General features: G+C 46.3%; 17 protein-coding genes. 13 read left to right on the top strand and 4 right to left on the bottom strand.

Annotation, left to right across the window (positions count from 1 at the left end):
- The first annotated feature begins 58 nt into the window (after nt 1-58).
- The 10 genes from LZZ85_RS23170 to LZZ85_RS23125 all read left to right on the top strand — a co-directional run bounded on the left by LZZ85_RS23170 (nt 59) and on the right by LZZ85_RS23125 (nt 9,674).
- Nucleotides 59-877, top strand: a complete 819-nt coding sequence (locus tag LZZ85_RS23170; RefSeq protein WP_237875758.1) for a 3-keto-disaccharide hydrolase — start codon at nt 59-61, stop codon at nt 875-877.
- 73 nt (nt 878-950) lie between these two features.
- The gene (locus LZZ85_RS23165; RefSeq protein ID WP_237875756.1) at nt 951-1,949 is read left to right on the top strand and encodes an alpha/beta fold hydrolase; all 999 of its coding nucleotides are present in this window, start codon (nt 951-953) and stop codon (nt 1,947-1,949) included.
- Between the two features lie 7 nt (nt 1,950-1,956).
- Complete coding sequence (locus LZZ85_RS23160; RefSeq protein WP_237875754.1) at nt 1,957-2,952, top strand: bile acid:sodium symporter family protein; 996 nt, start codon at nt 1,957-1,959, stop codon at nt 2,950-2,952.
- 13 nt (nt 2,953-2,965) lie between these two features.
- On the top strand, nt 2,966-3,871 hold the full coding sequence (locus tag LZZ85_RS23155; RefSeq protein WP_237875753.1) for an AEC family transporter: 906 nt from the start codon (nt 2,966-2,968) through the stop codon (nt 3,869-3,871).
- 44 nt (nt 3,872-3,915) lie between these two features.
- Nucleotides 3,916-4,860, top strand: a complete 945-nt coding sequence (locus LZZ85_RS23150; RefSeq protein ID WP_237875751.1) for an aldo/keto reductase — start codon at nt 3,916-3,918, stop codon at nt 4,858-4,860.
- A 265-nt stretch (nt 4,861-5,125) separates the two neighbouring features.
- Nucleotides 5,126-6,082: a CvpA family protein gene (locus LZZ85_RS23145; RefSeq protein WP_237875749.1), complete on the top strand. Its 957-nt coding sequence runs from the start codon at nt 5,126-5,128 to the stop codon at nt 6,080-6,082.
- A 237-nt stretch (nt 6,083-6,319) separates the two neighbouring features.
- Nucleotides 6,320-6,484, top strand: coding sequence for a hypothetical protein (locus LZZ85_RS23140; RefSeq protein WP_237875747.1), 165 nt, complete (start codon nt 6,320-6,322; stop codon nt 6,482-6,484).
- Nucleotides 6,481-7,038, top strand: coding sequence for an NADPH-dependent FMN reductase (locus LZZ85_RS23135; protein ID WP_237875746.1), 558 nt, complete (start codon nt 6,481-6,483; stop codon nt 7,036-7,038). Before LZZ85_RS23140 ends, LZZ85_RS23135 begins: the two co-directional genes overlap by 4 nt.
- A 174-nt stretch (nt 7,039-7,212) precedes the next feature.
- The gene (locus LZZ85_RS23130) at nt 7,213-8,232 is read left to right on the top strand and encodes an NADH:flavin oxidoreductase/NADH oxidase (RefSeq protein WP_237875745.1); all 1,020 of its coding nucleotides are present in this window, start codon (nt 7,213-7,215) and stop codon (nt 8,230-8,232) included.
- A gap of 245 nt (nt 8,233-8,477) precedes the next feature.
- Nucleotides 8,478-9,674, top strand: coding sequence for an MFS transporter (locus LZZ85_RS23125; protein ID WP_237875744.1), 1,197 nt, complete (start codon nt 8,478-8,480; stop codon nt 9,672-9,674).
- A 279-nt stretch (nt 9,675-9,953) separates the two neighbouring features.
- On the opposite strand, the gene LZZ85_RS23120 is transcribed toward LZZ85_RS23125, so the two are convergent.
- From LZZ85_RS23120 to LZZ85_RS23110, 3 genes are all read right to left on the bottom strand, one after another.
- Complete coding sequence (locus LZZ85_RS23120; protein WP_237875743.1) at nt 9,954-10,433, bottom strand: hypothetical protein; 480 nt, start codon at nt 10,431-10,433, stop codon at nt 9,954-9,956.
- Between the two features lie 39 nt (nt 10,434-10,472).
- Nucleotides 10,473-12,266, bottom strand: coding sequence for an ABC transporter ATP-binding protein (locus LZZ85_RS23115; RefSeq protein WP_237875742.1), 1,794 nt, complete (start codon nt 12,264-12,266; stop codon nt 10,473-10,475).
- Nucleotides 12,267-12,594: 328 nt separating this feature from the next.
- Entirely contained in the window at nt 12,595-14,061 is a 1,467-nt protein-coding gene (locus LZZ85_RS23110; RefSeq protein ID WP_237875741.1) for a DUF6600 domain-containing protein, read from the bottom strand.
- A 588-nt stretch (nt 14,062-14,649) separates the two neighbouring features.
- On the opposite strand from LZZ85_RS23110, the gene LZZ85_RS23105 reads away from it, so the two are divergent.
- Entirely contained in the window at nt 14,650-15,501 is an 852-nt protein-coding gene (locus LZZ85_RS23105) for a dienelactone hydrolase family protein (protein ID WP_237875740.1), read from the top strand.
- A gap of 47 nt (nt 15,502-15,548) precedes the next feature.
- Nucleotides 15,549-16,223, top strand: a complete 675-nt coding sequence (locus tag LZZ85_RS23100; protein WP_237875739.1) for a J domain-containing protein — start codon at nt 15,549-15,551, stop codon at nt 16,221-16,223.
- Nucleotides 16,224-16,317: 94 nt separating this feature from the next.
- Here the strand turns inward: LZZ85_RS23100 and LZZ85_RS23095 are convergent, their stop codons facing one another.
- Nucleotides 16,318-16,878 carry a hypothetical protein gene (locus tag LZZ85_RS23095; protein WP_237875738.1) on the bottom strand — a complete coding sequence of 187 codons (561 nt, stop codon included), beginning with the start codon at nt 16,876-16,878 and terminating at the stop codon, nt 16,318-16,320.
- Nucleotides 16,879-17,045: 167 nt separating this feature from the next.
- Here LZZ85_RS23095 and LZZ85_RS23090 point away from each other — a divergent pair, with 167 nt between their 5' ends.
- On the top strand, nt 17,046-18,917 hold the full coding sequence (locus tag LZZ85_RS23090; RefSeq protein WP_237875737.1) for an ABC-F family ATP-binding cassette domain-containing protein: 1,872 nt from the start codon (nt 17,046-17,048) through the stop codon (nt 18,915-18,917).
- Nucleotides 18,918-19,027 lie beyond the last annotated feature (110 nt).

Raw genomic sequence — 19,027 nt, 5'->3', positions numbered from 1 at the left:
GAATAATTGATTTCAAAAGTCCTTCACCTTTGAATAAATTTGGGTCACAACACTACTTATGACAATCCAAAAAACCTTTGCCTCTGCCCTGTTTGCCACCATCATCCTGATCGCCTGTGCTAACAGCGAGAAGAATCCGGTTACTGAAACCCCGAAAGAGTGGATCACTCTTTTCAATGGAAAAGACATCAATGACTGGTTCGTCAAAATACACCATCATGAAACCGGCGTGAACTTCGGAAATACTTTCAGGGCCGAAAATGGATTGCTTAAAGTCAGGTATGATCAATACGATCAGTTCAACGAACAGTATGGCCACCTGTATTACAAACAACCCTTCTCGCATTTTCACTTGAAGTTTCAATACCGATTTGTAGGCGAGTGGAGGAAAGATGCTCCTTCTTATACCATCCTGAACAGTGGTGTAATGTATCATTCACAGGATCCGCGTACAATGCCAAAAGAACAGGATTGGCCGATCTCCATTGAAATGCAGTTACTCGGAGGCCTGGATGACGGCAAACCAAGAACAACCGGCAATATGTGTTCACCCGGTACCCACATCGAATACGAAGGGAAACTCGATACAAGACATTGCATCAACTCCACTTCAAAAACCTATCGGGGCGAACAATGGGTGAATGCGGAACTGATCGTTCTTGGAGATTCACTGATCACACATATCATCAATGGCGACACTGTTATGCGTTACGCAAAACCATCTATCGGTGGCGAAGTGGTGAACCGCTTTGATCCTGAACAGAAAAAAGATGGCAAACCCCTTAAAGAAGGATTTATCGCTTTTCAGAGTGAAGGTCAGCCAATTGATTTTAGGAATATTGTACTTCAAGATCTTTCTCCGGTGAAAAGGAAGTGACCTGCTTGATTTAATCTGCTATTTTTGCACTCCAGGCGACTGCTTCATTCTTTAACATTATAACTCCCGACTCATGAAAAGGATTGCCTGCTTTGCCATCTTAGCTTTATGGTTTCAAACATCCGTTTCGGCCCAGGATGATCAGGTTCTCAACGGTACAAACCTCGAAAATGTCCGCTATCCGTTCCCTGTATCGTATCTGCAATTAAATATCCAGCAGCAGAAGCTACAAATGGCGTATATGGACGTAAAGCCGTCCACTGCTAATGGTAAAACGATCATACTGTTGCATGGAAAAAATTTCAATGGTGCCTACTGGAAACAAACAGCCACAAGATTACAACAGGAAGGTTACCGGGTGATCATACCGGACCAGATCGGCTTTGGAAAATCATCGAAGCCCGAATATCTACAGTACACCTTTCAGTTGCTTGCAAAGAACACAAAAGCCATCCTTGATACGTTGGGCATCCGCAAGCTGATCGTACTTGGCCACTCCATGGGTGGAATGCTCGCTACAAGATTTGCACTGATGTATCCGGAGATCACAGAAAAGCTTATCCTCGAAAATCCTATTGGCCTGGAAGACTGGAAGCTGTATACACCTTATCAAACAGTGGACGACTGGTACGCCGGAGAACTTAAACAGACGTACGAAGAGATCAAAAATTATCAACTGAAATTTTATTACGATAATAAATGGAAGCCCGGGTATGATGAATGGGTGAACCTTCTTGCAGGATGGGTGAAGAATATTGACTATCCCCGTATCGCGTGGAACTCAGCCTTGCTTTATGATATGATCTTCACACAGCCGGTTTGTTATGAATTCGGGCAATTGAGGATGCCGGTGTTGCTGATCATTGGTCAGCGCGACAGAACTGCATTGGGCAAAAACAAAGCCCCTGCTGCCGTACAGGACAAACTGGGTAATTATCCTGTACTGGGGAAAGAAACGGCGAAAAAGATTCCAAACAGTAAACTGGTGGAGATCGACAATATCGGCCATCTTCCACATATAGAAGCATTTGACCAATTTATAACACCACTTGTTTCATTCCTAAAAAACTAACTGAGCGTTGAAAGCAACTTTATCAAAACTGGGTATTGACGGGTTCCTGCTGGCCATCATCACAATGGTGCTACTGGCCTGGCTTTTCCCCGGCCCTGGCATTGCCACCAAACCAATTCCTTTGGAAGAGGTCGGCAACTATGGAGTATCGGTGATCTTTCTTTTTTACGGTCTAAGACTAAGCCCGGAGAAAATGAAAGCTGGTCTGGCTAACTGGAAAATGCACCTGGTGATCCAGTTCACCACTTTTGTATTGTTTCCCGTGCTCATTTTACTGGCGAAGCCATTGTTCAATGAAAGTTATTTTCCGCTATGGCTCGGCATTTTCTTTCTGGCAGCACTTCCCTCAACAGTATCTTCTTCTGTAGTGATGGTTTCAATTGCCAAAGGGAATATGCCTGCAGCGATATTCAATGCAAGCCTTTCCAGCCTTCTCGGGATCTTCATCACCCCGCTCTGGACCGGCTTATTCATTGCGGCAGATACGGGCGGGTTTGACACCTCGAAGATCGTACTGAAACTTTGCCTGCAGGTCTTGCTGCCCGTGATCGCTGGTTTGGTCCTTCACCGCTGGCTGGGTGCTTTTGCTGAAAAACACAAAAAGACCCTGAAGACGTTTGATCAGGCTGTCATACTGCTGATCATCTACACCTCATTTTGCCATTCCTTTGCTGAACATCTTTTTGACAACCTTGGCATCACTACGATACTGCTGCTTGCGGCGGGAATGATCGGATTATTCCTGATGATCTTTGGCTTGATGAACCTGATCAGCAGGATACTTGGCTTCTCAAAGGAAGACCAGGTGACCGTTGTATTTTGCGGCTCCAAGAAATCATTGGTGCACGGTACGGTCATGTCGAAAGTCTTATTCCCGGACAGCACGCTGGCAGGCATCATGATCCTTCCGCTGATGATTTATCACGCACTCCAACTGATCGCCGCAAGTATCATTGCCCAGAAGATGGGGCGGCAAAGCGCTTCATCCACCACACCGAAATGACCAGTCTTCATTCATGACAAACTTTATACTGATAGGCCTTTGCATCATCGCAGGAATGTTATTCCGGAGAAGCAAATTATTGCCTCCTGATGCACATAAGGGGATCAATGCATGGATCATCTATCTGGCGCTTCCTGCAGTCTCGCTCCACTATATTCCGCATATCAGATGGACAACCGAATTGCTTCTGCCCGTGGCAGGGCCCATAGTGATCTGGCTTGGAGCATGGATCTATATCAGGCTGTATGCTTCCGCAAACAAATTACCTAAACCAATGGAAGGCGGGCTGAAGCTTGTAACCGGTTTATCGAATACTTCATTTGTTGGGTTCCCCCTGATCGGCGCATGGTTTGGTGAACAATTTACCGGCATCGCGATCATTACGGACCAGGTAACATTCTTCTTACTGGCTACTGCGGGAATTATCGTTGCAATGAATTCTTCTGACGGCCATACACTGAAGCCCCGTGTACTGGTAAAAAAACTATTCAGCTTCCCTCCTTTTATCGGATGTATGGCAGCACTGATCCTTCCTAACTTTATTTCTCTTGAACCACTCGATCCGCTTTTTGTGAAAATGGCCGGAACAGTTGGCCCGCTTGCACTGTTCTCCATCGGTCTTCAATTACAATTCAATGGATGGAGAGACGAACTCAAGCATATCAGCGTAGCATTATTGTATAAACTGGCCATCGCACCGCTACTCGTGCTCAGTGTGGCACTGTTGCTTGGCATTAAAGGAGATGTAGCCCACATTACCGTATTTGAAGCAGCAATGCCAACCCTGCTGACATCGGGGATCATAGCAGAACAGTACCAGCTTCAATCAAAAACCTGCAACCTCGTGATCGGCATTGGCATAGTTCTTTCTTTTATCACTACAGCCGCATGGTACTTTATCATTAACGCATTGTTGTGAACAACACAGTGGTGCCACTGTTATAAATAAAAATTTCTCCAACTATGCAAAAAAGACAATTAAGCGACACATCGCTTCACATAGCTCCCATTATTTTCGGCGGAAATATATTTGGATGGACTGTAGATGAAAAGAGATCTTTCGAAATACTTGACGCATTTACGGCTTCTGGCTTCAATGCGATAGATACTGCAGATTCCTATTCACGCTGGGCCCCGGGAAATAAAGGTGGCGAATCAGAAACAATCATCGGGAAATGGTTGAAACAAAAAGGGAACCGAAGCCAACTGATCATTGCGACAAAAGTGGGGTCGGATATGGGCAATGGTGTTGATCTTTCTCCAAAACATATCATCGCATCTGTAGAGGACTCGCTAAATCGTTTGCAAACTGATTATATTGATCTTTATCAATCTCATTATGATGATCCCAATACAGCACCGGAAGAAACACTTGCAACATATGATAAGCTCGTGAAAGATGGGAAGGTGCGTTATATCGGCGCTTCAAATGTGACCAAAGAAAGGATCGAAGCCTCTTTGCAGATCAGTGCAGAAAAAGGATTCGCAGCATATAAAACACTGCAACCGCTCTATAATCTTTACGACAGGGAGATCTTTGAAACACAATACCAGGATTTCTGTGCGGCAAACAATATCAGCGTAATTCCATACTACTCGCTTGCCAGCGGCTTTCTGACAGGTAAATACCGTTCAGAAAAAGATCTGAATAAAAGCCAGCGTGGCGGCGGTATTCAAAAATATCTTACCGAAAAAGGTGAGCGGATCCTTGATGCGCTCGACAAGGTAAGCGAAGCACACTATGCAACGCCTGCACAGGTGGCGATCGCCTGGCTGATCACGCAACCAACCGTTGCCGCAGCTATCGCGAGTGCAACATCCACTGCACAATGGGAGGACCTGGCAAAATCAGTGAACCTTCAGCTAAATGAATCCGAGCTCTCCTCTTTGACAGAAAGTTCAAAGTAATGATATAAAGAAACCCTTTATGCAAAAAAAGATAACCTGTTTTGTATCCTTATTACCTGACGTTTTTTTCTCTCTTAAAACGGTAAGAGGATAGGGATTCAAAACAGGTAAGATCTTACCATTGATCCGGCATTCTATCAGACCAATATCCCGGCAGAACTGACAGCAGTATCTGCGGAAAATATTAAGGTTTTACTAACCAGTAAATCTACGTTTTATCTTCCCGGGGCATATTATTTGTTTTAAGTTGCAAAAAATAATCTGCATGAATTGGGTAGACATTTCCCTGGCAATAGTTTTTCTGATCGCCTTATGGGCGGGCTGGTACAGGGGTTTTATTGTAGGATCATTTGACCTGCTTGGATGGGCGGGCAGTTTTGTGATCGGCTACCTGTTTTATCCGCATGCTGCTCAGTTATATGGGAAATGGTTTCCCAACCTGGGGCCGTGGTTACTTCCTATCTCGTTTCTTTCCATACTGGTTATTACACGGCTGATATTTGGATTGATCAGTGCAAGAATTATCCGCGCGATCCCGGACACCATGCAACGCTCGGGAGCAAACCGTCTTTTGGGATTGATCCCTGGCGCTATCACCGGATGGATCAGTACAGTGATCTTATCCGCCCTTCTCTTGTCACTTCCGTTAAAAGACAGCATCACACAGGGAAGCCGCGACAGTAAACTGGCGAGCCAGCTTGCCATGCAATCAGAATGGGCCAATAAAAAACTCGCGCCTGTATTCGATGAAGCGGTAAGACATACGATGAACAGCCTGACCGTTCATCCGTCATCCAATGAACAGATAAATCTTCACTTCACATACGACAAGCCGCAGGTACGCCCTTTTCTCGAGGCAAAAATGCTTGAACTTGTAAACGAAGAAAGAGCGAAAGAAGGACTTTCTCAATTGAAAGCAGATCCCGAGATGACAAGGGTCGCCAGAGCGCATTCAAAAGACATGTTTGCACGCGGTTATTTCGCCCATGTGAATCCCGATGGAGCCAACCCATTCGATCGTATGCGCGCAGCCAATGTAAAATTCAAAGCCGCCGGCGAAAATCTTGCACTTGCGCAGACACTTGAAATAGCCCATGTCAACCTGATGAACTCTCCCGGGCACCGCGCCAATATCATGAACCCGGCATTTGGCCGCCTTGGCGTCGGCGTACTCGACGGAGGATTCTACGGTCTGATGATCTCGCAGGAATTCCGGGACTAAAATATAAGAGATGGCAGAAAGGGAAGGTTAGTATTGCAGAGAGGGAACAATATTTCTCATAACATACTATCTCTTCCCTGTTCTCTTAAATATTTTGTTATAGAAAGATAATGTCCGATAGCTGCATGTTCTTCTTTTGATCATAAACCATCTTCTTTTTCTTCCTTTCCCCCGTTTTCCACTTAGCTTGGCATAGGGTTGGTTTTATATACGTATATCTATATAAAACCCAGAATTATGAAAGCGAATATCATCTTATTCTTTTTGTTTACGAACCTGATACTGCTAAGCAGTTGTGGTGCGGTGGAAACTGTTTTTAAGGCAGGAATGTGGTGGGCATTTTTTCTTGTCGGCCTTGTTGTAGTGCTTATCCTGTTCCTCATCTCTAAAGCGAAAAAATGAGTAGTATAATAAATATCGCGGCGATATCCGGAAGCCTGCGGAAAGGGTCATACAATACAATGTTGATGAATAGTCTCGAAGACCTGCTTCCTGAAGGAATGAAGCTGACCATTGTAAAGTACGATGACGTTCCGATGTACAATGCTGATCTGGATCTTCCGGATGCAACTCAGCGGCCGGAGCCCGTGGTAAAATTACGTGAGCAATTGGCTGCCGCGCAGGGCATCGTGATCGTTTCACCTGAATATAATTATTCTATTCCTGGTGTCATAAAAAATGCGATCGACTGGGCATCACGTGGAGAGGATTCCCCACTTTTAAAAAAGCCGGTTGCGTTGATGGGTGTGACGCCATACACGTGGGGAACCACAAGAATGCAGGTCGCGTTTCATCCGGTATTTGAATTCCTGAACATGAAGCCTGTTTATAAGCCGGAGATCACGGTTGCGCAGGCAAAAGACAAGTTTGATCCCTCAGGAAAGCTGATTGATGAAGCGACGAAAAAACTCGTAAGGAAGAAACTGGAGGGATTGAAGGAGATGATCCAGGGATAGAACTTTGGACGGCGGACTACAGGCTACGCATCATAAAGTGCAAAGGCCGATCTTGGCAAGGACGACAGGCCACAGGCTGCAGACGACCCTATTTTGGCAAAACGTAGTCCTGCCCTGAGAAAGAATCGTCTGCCGTCCACTTCAACCTTTCTCCTCTTAAGTTGTTATACCCTCATGTCAATTCTCTTCAGCCCATTATCTATAAAGGATATAACATTTCGCAACAGGATCGTCGTGTCTCCCATGTGTCAGTACAGTTCCCGGGATGGATTTGCCAACGACTGGCATCTGGTACACCTCGGCAGCCGTGCTGCAGGTGGCGCGGGCCTGGTCATCCAGGAAGCTACCGCAGTATCACCGGAAGGCCGTATCAGCTATGCAGATCTCGGGATCTGGAGTGATGAGCATATTGCACAGTTAAAACGTATCACGTCATTTATACACGAACAGGGGGCTGTGGCCGGCATTCAGCTTGCCCATGCCGGCAGGAAGGCCAGTACGGAACGTCCATGTATAGGTAATAACCAGATCAAAGAAGGAGAAAACAGCTGGCAACCCGTTGCGCCTTCCCCGATCCCATTCCGGGAGGGAGATATCACTCCTGCACCCCTTTCGCAGGAAGAGATCAGGGAGTTGATCCATCAGTTCAAGAAAGCCGCAGCAAGGTCACTGGAAGCGGGATATAAAGTGATCGAGATCCATGCTGCCCATGGTTACCTTATCCACCAGTTCCTTTCCCCACTCAGCAATTCCCGTGAAGATCAGTACGGCGGCAGCTTTGAGAATCGCACCCGTTTTCTTCTTGAGATCATTGACGAAGTGAAAACAGTTTGGCCAGCCAATTTGCCATTATTTGTAAGAATCTCTGCAACTGACTGGGCAGAGAAAGGTGGTTGGGACCCCGGGCAAAGTGTGCAGCTTTCGATGATCCTGAAAGCCAGGGGAGTAGATCTGATCGATTGCTCTACTGCGGGTATGCTTCCACGTGTGTCAATTCCTGTTGGGCCGGGTTACCAGGTCCAATTTGCTGAACTCATAAAAAAAGAAGCCGGTGTTCTTACCGGTGCCGTAGGCCTGATCACCGAAGCAAGACAAGCCGAAGAGATCCTCCAAAAAGGCCAGGCTGATCTGATCTTACTTGCAAGACAGCTTCTCCGTGATCCATACTTCCCCTTACATGCTGTAATGAACTGAATGCGGAGGTCAAATGGCCGGAGCAGTATGTGCGAGCAAAGTAATCCCAAAGTAAATTGATCGGGATTATGAAATTTGGGAATGGCGATGTTGCGGGCACCTGCCATTCCCAAAAATCCCGTAAATCCAGTAAATCACAATTATCTTTGCACCCTACTCGAACAGTTGCTGGCCATATTGTTTCTTCAAGCAACTTTATGAAAACAAGTATAAACAGTTTATTCAGGGTTCCCCAAAAATTGATAATGCCTCTGTTATTGTCGCCCGCCAGATGGATCGGTGGTGGTGATCCGCAAAGTGGTTCCTATAACAATAAGCAGATCAGAATGGCCGTATCGGTATTCTTTTTTTGCCAGGGACTCTGCTTTTCTTCCTGGGCCAGCCGCATTCCGGACATCAAAAGTGCACTCCACCTGACGGATGCCGCATTGGGCAGCATCCTGCTTGCGTTGCCTGCGGGTCAGCTGACGGCGATGCCATTTTCAGGAAAACTTGTCACACATTTCGGTAGTAAAAAAGTATTGCGCATCTGCCTGGTGCTGTATGCGATCTGTCTCACCAATATGGGACTGGCTACGCAGCCATGGCATCTTGCGCTTGCGTTATACATTTTTGGCGTTTGCGGAAATATGTGCAATATTTCAGTGAACACACAGGCGATCGCTGCGGAAAAATTATACGGCCGCCCCATCATGACTTCTTTCCATGGAGCATGGAGCACCGCAGGTTTTACCGGTGCCGCGATCGGTCTGCTGATGGTCGGACAACGCATTTCACCCTATATCCATTTCTGGATCGTGACCAGTATCGTTTTTATCGCCATTGTTTTTTCACAACGGTACCTGCAGGCAGGCCGCTCTTCTGTAAAACAGGAAAAGAAAAAGTTCTTCTCAAAACCCAACGGAGTATTGGTTCAACTCGGCATCATCGGCTTTTGCAGCATGGCAAGCGAAGGCGCCATGTTCGACTGGAGTGGTGTTTATTTCAAACAGGTGGTGGAAGCACCGGAACAATTGATCGTTCTTGGTTACGCATCTTTTATGATCATGATGGCGACTGGTCGTTTTGTTGGTGATAAACTGATACTGCAATTCGGACGGAAAAAAATGCTCCGCATCAGTGGTATCATGATCTCATCAGGTTTATTTATCTCTGTATTATTCCCTTATCTGGCAACGGCCACACTTGGCTTCCTGATCGTAGGCCTCGGCGTTTCCTCCATCGTACCAATGGTGTACAGCAGCGCAGGTAAGATCCCCAATATTCCGCCGGGCATTGCGCTTGCTTCCGTATCCAGCATCAGCTTCCTTGGCTTCCTGATGGGGCCGCCGCTGATCGGCTACATTGCAGAAATATCCAGCTTACGTTATTCATTTGCCGTGATCGGCTTACTGGGATTTGGCATCGCGGTAATGGTATCGAAACTGAAAGCGATACATTAGGACGTTGACCGTTGTCCGTTGTCCGTTGTCCGTTGTCCGTTGTCCGTTGTCCGTTGTCCGTTGTCCGTTGTCCGTTGTCCGTTGTCCGTTGTCCGTTGTCCGTTGTCCGTTGTCCGACACAAATTAAAAGAGCGTGGTTATCGTTAAAAAACGATAACCACGCTCTTTTAATTTGTATACGAATATGCAATTCTATTCACCACGCTTGAATTCCGGACAACGGTCAACGGACAACGGACAACGATCACAGTACAACGGTCAACGATCACCGGTCAACGGTCAACGTACAACCACCGTCACCACAAAATCCGTACTCTCCGGATCGCCGGCCATCATATTGGGGCTAACATATAAGCGATAAGTGCCTTTTTGCTTTGCCGTGTATTCGATCGTTTGGCCAAATGGTCCGTCTGAACTTCCGTCCGGCATGTAGATATGACTGAACCGGATATTTGCACCCGCTTTGTCCGGGATTACCTTACCGGTGAGCTTGTTTCCTTTATCGAGATCAAGATAGCAGATCACCGGTGTACCTTTTTTATCAATATGTCCTTTACCGCTTACAGAATCTATCCCCCCTCCTTTAAGCACCAGGTGAATAGTGCTGTCTTTTTGCACAAAAGCAATATCCACTTCAGTTGGTAGTGGTTGTGCAGCCGCTGTATCTTTCGCTTCTTCCTTTGCTTCTTTCACGGGAGCTGAATTATTACAGGAAAGAAAAAAGAGGCTGCCGGCGAACAGGGACAATATTCTTCTCATGATGTTATTTTTTATATTCATTACAAAAAGGCTGCCCGATTATTCCTCCTCGCTGATAGCTTGCTCTGTGGAAATACCGGCAGTTATGTCCGATCTTCTTTCGCCGATCTGCTGGCGCCACATGGCGTAATACAAGCCTCTTTTTTCGACAAGGTTATCATGCGTTCCCTGTTCTACGATCTTTCCTTTTTCCAGAACAAAGATCGTATCTGCATACATGATCGTGGAAAGGCGGTGTGCGATCATGATCGTGATCGGATCTTTCTGCAGCGATATATCACGGATCGTTTGTGTAATGGCTTCTTCTGTTAACGAATCCAGCGCAGACGTTGCTTCATCAAAGATCAGCAGGCGTGGATGCCGCAGTAAAGCACGGGCGATCGCGATGCGTTGCTTTTCTCCCCCGGATAATTTCATTCCTCCCTCGCCTAACATCGTATCAAGGCCTTTCTCCGACCGGCGGATCAGGTTATCACAGGATGCTTTATGCAGCGCGTCCTTCATTTCAGCTTCTGTAGCATCTGGTTTTACGAACAAAAGGTTGTCGCGGATCGTACCATAGAACAATTGCGTCTCCTGCGTTACAAAACCGATCTGTCTGCGCATTTCATTATACCGGATATCGGCTGAGGGAATATCATTGAAATAAACAGCGCCGCTTACAGGCCGGTATAAACCGACCAGTAATTTAACCAGTGTCGATTTGCCCGATCCAGACGGACCCACAAACGCAACAGTATCTCCATTCTTCACCGTGAAAGAGATCCCATCGATGGCATTCTCCGCGGACGTCGAATGCCTGAACACGACATTTTCAAAACGCAATGTCTCCAGCACGCCCAGCGCAATAGGTTCTTCAGGACGAGTCTCTACAGGCTTTTTCATCAACCGGTCAAACGTCATCAAAGAAGCCTCCGCTTCCCGATAAAAAAGAATGATATTACCAAGGTCCTGCAATGGACCGAAGATCGTCGTGGAAATAAATTGCATACTGATCAACTCACCCGTGGTCAGCACCTTCCGGAAGATCAGCCATAGTAAAATAAAAAGGATCGACTGCTTTAATAATGTCAGTGATGCGCTTTGCAGGAAAGACAGGGTACGCACTCTTCTCACCTTGAGCATTTCCAGGTCGAAGATCTTTTGTGTTTGCAAACGAAGACGCCGGATCTCGGGATATGTCAACCCAAGGCTCTTCACCAGTTCTATATTCCGCAACGACTCAGTGATCGCTCCCGACATCTGATTTGTTTCCCTGTTGATCGATCGCTGGATCGTTTTGATCCGTTTACTGAGCAATCCTGTCAACCCTCCTAATACCACCACACCGATCAAAAAAACAGGGATCAGCAACCAGTGTTTGGTGATCGCATACCAGATCAGAAAGCCAATACCGATAATAGAAGAAAACAGGATATTTATAAATGAATTGATAAAGCGTTCAGTATCCACCCTCACTTTCTGCAAGGTGGATAAGGTCTCACCGCTTCGCTGATTTTCAAACTCGGGAAAAGATAAACGCAGTGTTTGGCGAAGTCCATCATTAAAGATCTGCATCCCGAACTTCTGCACGGCCAGCCGCATTACATAATCCTGGAATGTTTTAGCCAGCCGGGCCAGCAGGGCTATCCCAACAGCTATTGCAAGCCAGAACACTACACCATTGACCAGTTCATGTTCCGTCTGATTGACCTTATTGCCGGCATAGTCATCCACGATCTTTCCAAAGATCAGTGGATCTACCAGCGTAAGCAATTGAGCAATGCCCGCGAGAACCAATGAAAAGAAGATAAGCCAGCGCTGGGGTTTGAGATAGGTCCACAGTATTTTCACGAGAGATTGATTGGTGTTTGGTTAAAGGTACGGAATGTCAGGGACCGTTGATCGTTGACCGTTGACCGTTGTCCGTTGTCCGTTGACCGTTGACCGTTGTCAGCCACAAATAAAAAGAAAAACTATAGTTGCTGACAATAGCTTCTTCAAGTTTTGGTTACACAGGAAAATCAATTCTTCCCGATCGCCGTGTCTTCGGACAACGGTCAACGGTCAACGGACAACGGGCAACGGACAACGGTCAACGAACAACAGTCAACGAACAAAAAAGGCTCCACTTTCGTGAAGCCTCTCCGACTATTGCTTATTCAACGCATCAACGTTCAAATTAATCACGTCTTCTTCCTCCGCCTCGCTGCCCTTCATTACCACCACCGCGGCGTTCGGAACCCTGGCGGGTTTCCATTTGACGTTGCGGCTGAGGTCTTTGCTGTTCGCGATTCATCTGTGGTGAAGACTGACGTGCGGGTCTTTCAACATTCATTCTCCTCTGCGCATCGTTATTGCCTTCTTTTCTTTCGAATGTGCGCCTGTCCGGCTGACGATCTGCCTGCTGACGATTCCTGTCAGGTCTTTCAACAGGAGCAGACGGACGTTCTACTGTTTCCCGCGGCTGACGGTTGAACATGTTCTGACGCTCAGCATTGTTACTGTTATTGTCACGCTCGTTATTCCGCTGCCTCCAACCCGTGTTACGGTTTTCATTAACCCGTTCAGGAGTGGTCGCAGGACGCTCACGATTATTGTTATTGTCGATGTTATTTGCATCATTATTCCTGCGGTCATTCATCTGCCTCCAACCGGTATTGCGGTTCTCATTTGTTCTCTCCGGGCTGGTATTTACACGCTCACTCGTGTTATTGTTATCACGACGGCGTTCATTTGCCTGATTCCAGCCAGTGCCTCCATTGTTGTTGTTATTATTGCGCTCATTCGCCTGTCTCCAACCAGTGCCGCTGTTTCCATTTCTTCCATTACCCTCATTTTGTCCGTTACGGTTGTTATAGCGATCAAAATTGCGTGGAGCAACGGTGCGGTCATTGTCGCGGCGGATCGATGGCCTGTAAAAGGAGACCTCATTATTGCGAACTCTTGTTCTGCCAGGTGTATTTACTTCGCGGAAGCGGACAGGCTTTATACGTCCTGCATATCGCTCAGCATCACCCCGGCGCGGACCGTTCACAAATATGTTATTGGTGGTACGACGGTTATAGTTGTTAATGATGGTGGTGTTATTGATGATCGTTACGTTCTGCCTGGAAGGAATAAAGTGATTATAGATCCTTGCAGAAGAAATATAACGTCTGGGTGTAAAGCACCAGTAATCAACCGGAGGATTATAACTGCCAATATTAAAGTTGATACCAAAACTAAATCCCGGTTGGATCGGCGCCCATCCATAATAGTCTCCTCCATCTCTCCAGGCTACCCATGCCGGTGACCAGTCATAGCCCGGCACCCACATCCAGCCATACATTGGATCCATGAACCAGCGGCCATAGTGGAATGGAGCCCATCCCCAACTGTAATCCGAAGCCCACATCCATTCGTAATCATCTGACCAGACCCAACGGCCATTGGTTCCATAAGGCCTGAAGTCTGACCCAACATTCGGCATCCAGACATACCCATAGTCAGGGTAATCCATCCAGCGCCCGTGCGGACTAAGCTCATCATAAAAATCCTGGTAAGAGATCTGCACGCCTACGCCCACCTGTGCAGAAGTTGGGTTCTTAACCGAGGCGGTCAGTACCAGGGATACGGACAACGCCAGGATGGATAAAATGCGTTTCATGTTCTAAAATTTACGGTTTATAATAACCATTGAGAATCTGAATGATATCCTCTACTCAATCGTTTGTGTAAATATGAGCTAATTTAATGCCATCAGGTTGCACAGGAATCAGGGATGAACGATTGTTAGGAAAACATTTGGTGAAAAGTGTTAACAAATTCGTTGACCGTTGTCCGTTGACCGTTGACCGATGGCCGATGGCCGTTGTCCGATGGCCGATGGCCGATGGCCGATGGCTGATGGCCGATGACCGATGGCCGATGGCCGATGGCCGATGATCGATGGCCGATGGCCGATGATCGATGGCTGATGGCCGATGACCGATGGCTGATGGCCGATGGCCGTTGTCCGATGACCGATGGCCGATGACCGATGGCTGATGGCTGATGATCGATGGCAGATTATCAAACTTTCATAGGGAAAGTCTTTTCTTGTCACCATAGGGTTCGCCATATTGCACAATAACTATATTTATACAGGACAGCAAGTCGGCCATCGGCCATCGAACATCGGCCATCGTCCGTTACTAAGACCCTTGCTGGTATAATCGAACATTCCCTAACTTTAACCACACCTCAAACACAAACCATGGATCAACGCATTATCAATCTTTATGATGAATACACCCATATTCCGCTGAGCAGAAGCGAATTTCTTCGTCGCCTTGTTATGCTGACCGGAAGTACGGCAGCTGCACTTGCTGTATTACCGATGATCGAAGTAAACCAGGCCCATGCGGCAGTGACGAAAAGCGAGGATCTTTTTACAGAGTATATCAGGTATGCGGGAGTGAATGGCGAGATGCAGGCCTATGTTGCACGTCCCAAGGCGGAAGGCAAATACCCGGCAGTGGTGATCATACATGAAAACAGGGGACTGAATGCGCATATCGAAGATGTGGCTCGCAGAGCGGCTAACGCCGGATATCTTGCTATTGCTCCGAACGCCCTCGCCCCGCTGGGAGGCACGCCGGCGAACGAAGATGAAGCCCGCACAAAATTTCAGCAATTGAAAGCGGAAGACAGCCTGCAGAACTTTATTCGCGTATTTGATTATCTCGGAACACGTAAGGATTCCAATGGGAAGTACGGCTGTGTCGGCTTTTGCTGGGGTGGCGCAATGGCAAACAACCTGGCGGTAAATGTTCCGTCCCTGAAAGCCGCTGTTGCATTTTATGGACGGCAGCCCGAAGTGAAGGATGTAGAAAAGATCAAAGCAGCCATACAATTACACTATGGTGGCCTCGATGAAAGGGTGAACGCTGGTATACCCGCCTATGAGGAAGCACTGAAAAAGAACAATATTCCGTATGAAGTCTATATCTACGAGGGAGCAAACCATGCCTTTCACAACGATACGGCACCGACCCGGTATAACGAGGCAGCCGCCAAACTGGCCTGGTCGCGCACCATCGGCTTCTTTGGGAAATACCTGAAGTAAGTTGCTTTAGAAGAAAGTTTAGCTGATGGCCGATGACCGATGTTCGAATGCCGAATTCCCTATCTTCGCCGACGGTGCAATTGAAAGACTACTATACAATACTTGAAATACCTCCCTCCGCTACACTTGATGAGGTAAAAAAAGCCTACCGCAGGCTTGCGCAACTGTATCATCCCGATAAAAATAATAATGACGTGTATGCTTCTGCTCAATTTGCTGAGGTAAAAGAAGCTTATGAAACGCTTAGTAACGCTACTCTGAAAGATCAATATCTGCAGCAGCGTTGGTATGCACGGAGCCTTGGAAGAAAAACGACCCAGGGCCCTATCACACCAGAGTATGTTCTGAAGCAATTACTGGAACTGGATAAATATGTTCGCCTGCTTGACGTACACCGGATGGACCAGGAAGGCCTGCATCATTATCTCGAAGACTTCTTATCTGAAGATACCATAGAGAAAGTAAACAGCTTTAAACAACCGGCACTTAACAAAGAGATCGTACTGATCGCTCTTAATACCACACACCCTCTTTCTTATTCGCTGATCTCAAAAATCACTCAGCGTTTAAAAAAACTGGAGGTAAATGACGAAAGAGTTCACGACAAAATTGACCGGTTCGTACAGGCACGTAAAACGAGTGATTACTGGGAGAAGAGAAAGATCTGGCTTATACTGATCTTCGTCGCAATTATCTGCGGCATCATTTGCATTGCAGCCTAGGAGAAAAAGTAAAAAGTAAAAAACAGATTCCTGATCATTTGAAGAATATCTCAATTTTCAGAACTCTGTTTTTTACTTTTTAATTTTTAATTCCCTAGCTGTCTTTCCCTGCCATTTTATCTTCTATCTTATGCATGAAGCTGGAGATCGGACCTTCCATTTTGTTGGTACGATCATCGAGAGTATTATCGCCCAGCAGATATCCCATCTGCATTGCCGCAGGCAGGTATACCAGGATATTATGCCGCTGATCACCCATGATTGCTTTTACTTTACCTGGGGTCGGCGTATTCTTTACAAGTTCCTGAACCAGCCGCACTGCTTCTGCTGCAATACGTTCCATGGCGATCCTCGACTTTTCAGCAGGTACGCCTGTATATCGTGACACCTTTTCTACCGCCACATCTTCCTTACGTTCAAACAGCAGTTGCAAGGCGCCGGCATCCGGATCTGCCTCCAGGATCTGGGACGCACCAGTTTCTGACTGGCTCTGCTTATATAAACCCGCCAGCACGGCTGGAATAGCCGCCTGCCCGAGCTCATGGGTAAATTTGTGGCCATTATCACTTTTCAGCTCCTGCTGATTTGGGTCTATCTTCTCCAACGGAGGATAACCCAGATTTTGTTGTATTGTATCTATTAAATTGGTAGCCATAACATTGATTTCCTTATATAGAAGGAAAATTATGCCATACTTAAGTCAAAACTAAAAACTGGATGCTGACAGACAGGCGTATTTCAACTCCAGGATTCTTTTCTTAATTTTTACTTTTGACTTTTGACTTTCTACTCTCTTCACCTTCCACAGCTTATCTTTGCGGAATGCATTATGTTTCTGTAGAAAATCTGGCGAAAAGCTATGGTATCCAGCCTCTTTTTAAGGGCATTTCATTCCATATTGAAGAAGGTGATAAGATCGCACTGGTAGCCCGCAATGGTTATGGTAAGTCGACCCTTTTAAGAATACTTTCCGGTAAAGAGACCGTCGATGAAGGAAAAGTGTGGATCAATAAAGATGTGGACGTAGTACTTTTTGAGCAGGACCCACAGTTTGACGAAACCAAATCGATACTCGATAATATCTTCTTTCACAATCACCCCGTAATAAAAGCGATCCGTGATTTTGAGATCGTAAGCGAATCAAATGATCTGGACAAGCTAACAGACGCGATCGTACAAATGGACGAACTCGGTGCATGGGATTTTGATGCAAAAGTGAAACAGATCCTCGGCAGGCTGAACATACACCATCTGCAGCAACCGGTCAATACACTCAGCGGAGGACAACGTAAACGCGTTGCTCTCGCAAAGACCCTGATCGATATCGGCTTCGAACATAAACACGTATTGCTGATCATGGACGAACCGACCAACCACCTCGATGTGGAAATGGTAGAGTGGCTCGAACATTATCTCGATAAAGAAAATGTAACCCTCCTTCTTGTAACGCACGACCGCTACTTTCTTGACGCTGTTTGCAACGAGATCTGGGAACTGGAAGGAAGCAACCTTTACGTGCATAAAGGCGATTACGAAAACTTTATCGAAAAGAAAGCTGCAAGGATCGAGAACGAATCAGCCAGCATCGATAAAGCACGTAACACTTATCGTCGTGAACTGGAATGGATGCGCAAGCAACCAAAAGCACGTACAACAAAGTCCAAAAGCCGCCAGGATAATTTCTACGAAGTAGAAAAGAGAGCAAAACAGAAAATTGAGGATCAGCAACTGGAGCTGCAGATGAAAATGAACCGTCTTGGAGGCAAGGTGGTTGAAATGAAAAAAGTATACAAATCCTTTGGAGAAAAGATCATCCTTAAGGGTTTTGACTATACTTTCTCCAAAGGTGAACGCATTGGGGTAGTAGGAAAGAATGGCGCAGGTAAATCTACGTTCATCAATATCCTTCAGCAGATCGAAATGCCCGATAGCGGAAAGATCAATATCGGCGATACAGTGATCTTTGGTAACTACTCTCAACAGGGCCTGGTAGTAAAAGAAGATATGCGTGTGATCGAGTTTGTGAAAAATATTGCGGAAAATTTTCCCCTTTCTAACGGCGCGTCGATGACCGCCGCCCAGTTTCTGGAATTGTTTTTATTTAATCCGGATAAACAATACACTTATATCAGCAAATTAAGTGGTGGAGAAAAAAGAAGATTGCATCTTTTATCCATTCTTTTCCGCAATCCGAACTTTTTGATATTGGATGAACCAACCAACGACCTCGATCTTCCCACACTTGGCGTACTGGAAAATTTCCTGAGCGAGTTTCCCGGTTGCCTGCTGATCGTTTCTCACGATCGTTATTTTATGGACAGGCTTGTAGATCACCTCTTTGTGTTCGAAGGAAATGGAGAGATCAGAGATTTCCCGGGCAACTATACACAATACAGGCTGGAACAATCAAAGCCGGAAAATAAAAATGCCGCCAAACAGGAGGTTAAACCTGCCGAACCCGCTCCTGTGGAAACACCAAAGCGTCAACTCACCTTTAAAGAAAAACGCGAGTTCGAAACGCTAGAAAAAGAATTAAAAGACCTGGCTGCAGAAAAAGAAAAAACTACTGCGAAGTTGAGTGACAGTGGTTTACCTTATAACGAAATACAACAACTCTCTAATCGCATCAGCGAAATAACGCAACAACTGGACGAAAAAGAGATGCGCTGGCTCGAATTGAGCGAAGCGCAATAGTTATACACATATGGCTGCGGGATTGTCCCAATAAAGTTTCTTCCTGTTTATCATAGCACCCTGAAGAAATATTTTCATGACGCGGAACCAGTTATGCACACTGGTCGTAT

It is taken from the genome of Terrimonas ginsenosidimutans, from assembly GCF_022012415.1.
GTDB lineage: Bacteria > Bacteroidota > Bacteroidia > Chitinophagales > Chitinophagaceae > Terrimonas_A > Terrimonas_A ginsenosidimutans.
Note: the sequence above shows the minus strand (reverse complement) of the source record. Positions and strands in the feature narration are given on the sequence as shown.

Bases quoted from the DNA above. Each gene is read 5' to 3' on its own strand.
- LZZ85_RS23135 (WP_237875746.1), top strand. From the start codon at position 6,481: ATGAGTAGTATAATAAATATCGCGGCGATATCCGGAAGCCTGCGGAAA.
- LZZ85_RS23100 (WP_237875739.1), top strand. From the start codon at position 15,549: ATGCCGAATTCCCTATCTTCGCCGACGGTGCAATTGAAAGACTACTAT.
- LZZ85_RS23140 (WP_237875747.1), top strand. From the start codon at position 6,320: ATGAAAGCGAATATCATCTTATTCTTTTTGTTTACGAACCTGATACTG.
- LZZ85_RS23095 (WP_237875738.1), bottom strand. From the start codon at position 16,878: ATGGCTACCAATTTAATAGATACAATACAACAAAATCTGGGTTATCCT.
- LZZ85_RS23170 (WP_237875758.1), top strand. From the start codon at position 59: ATGACAATCCAAAAAACCTTTGCCTCTGCCCTGTTTGCCACCATCATC.
- LZZ85_RS23130 (WP_237875745.1), top strand. From the start codon at position 7,213: ATGTCAATTCTCTTCAGCCCATTATCTATAAAGGATATAACATTTCGC.
- LZZ85_RS23090 (WP_237875737.1), top strand. From the start codon at position 17,046: ATGCATTATGTTTCTGTAGAAAATCTGGCGAAAAGCTATGGTATCCAG.
- LZZ85_RS23165 (WP_237875756.1), top strand. From the start codon at position 951: ATGAAAAGGATTGCCTGCTTTGCCATCTTAGCTTTATGGTTTCAAACA.
- LZZ85_RS23110 (WP_237875741.1), bottom strand. From the start codon at position 14,061: ATGAAACGCATTTTATCCATCCTGGCGTTGTCCGTATCCCTGGTACTG.
- LZZ85_RS23125 (WP_237875744.1), top strand. From the start codon at position 8,478: ATGCCTCTGTTATTGTCGCCCGCCAGATGGATCGGTGGTGGTGATCCG.
- LZZ85_RS23145 (WP_237875749.1), top strand. From the start codon at position 5,126: ATGAATTGGGTAGACATTTCCCTGGCAATAGTTTTTCTGATCGCCTTA.
- LZZ85_RS23155 (WP_237875753.1), top strand. From the start codon at position 2,966: ATGACAAACTTTATACTGATAGGCCTTTGCATCATCGCAGGAATGTTA.
- LZZ85_RS23120 (WP_237875743.1), bottom strand. From the start codon at position 10,433: ATGAGAAGAATATTGTCCCTGTTCGCCGGCAGCCTCTTTTTTCTTTCC.
- LZZ85_RS23150 (WP_237875751.1), top strand. From the start codon at position 3,916: ATGCAAAAAAGACAATTAAGCGACACATCGCTTCACATAGCTCCCATT.
- LZZ85_RS23105 (WP_237875740.1), top strand. From the start codon at position 14,650: ATGGATCAACGCATTATCAATCTTTATGATGAATACACCCATATTCCG.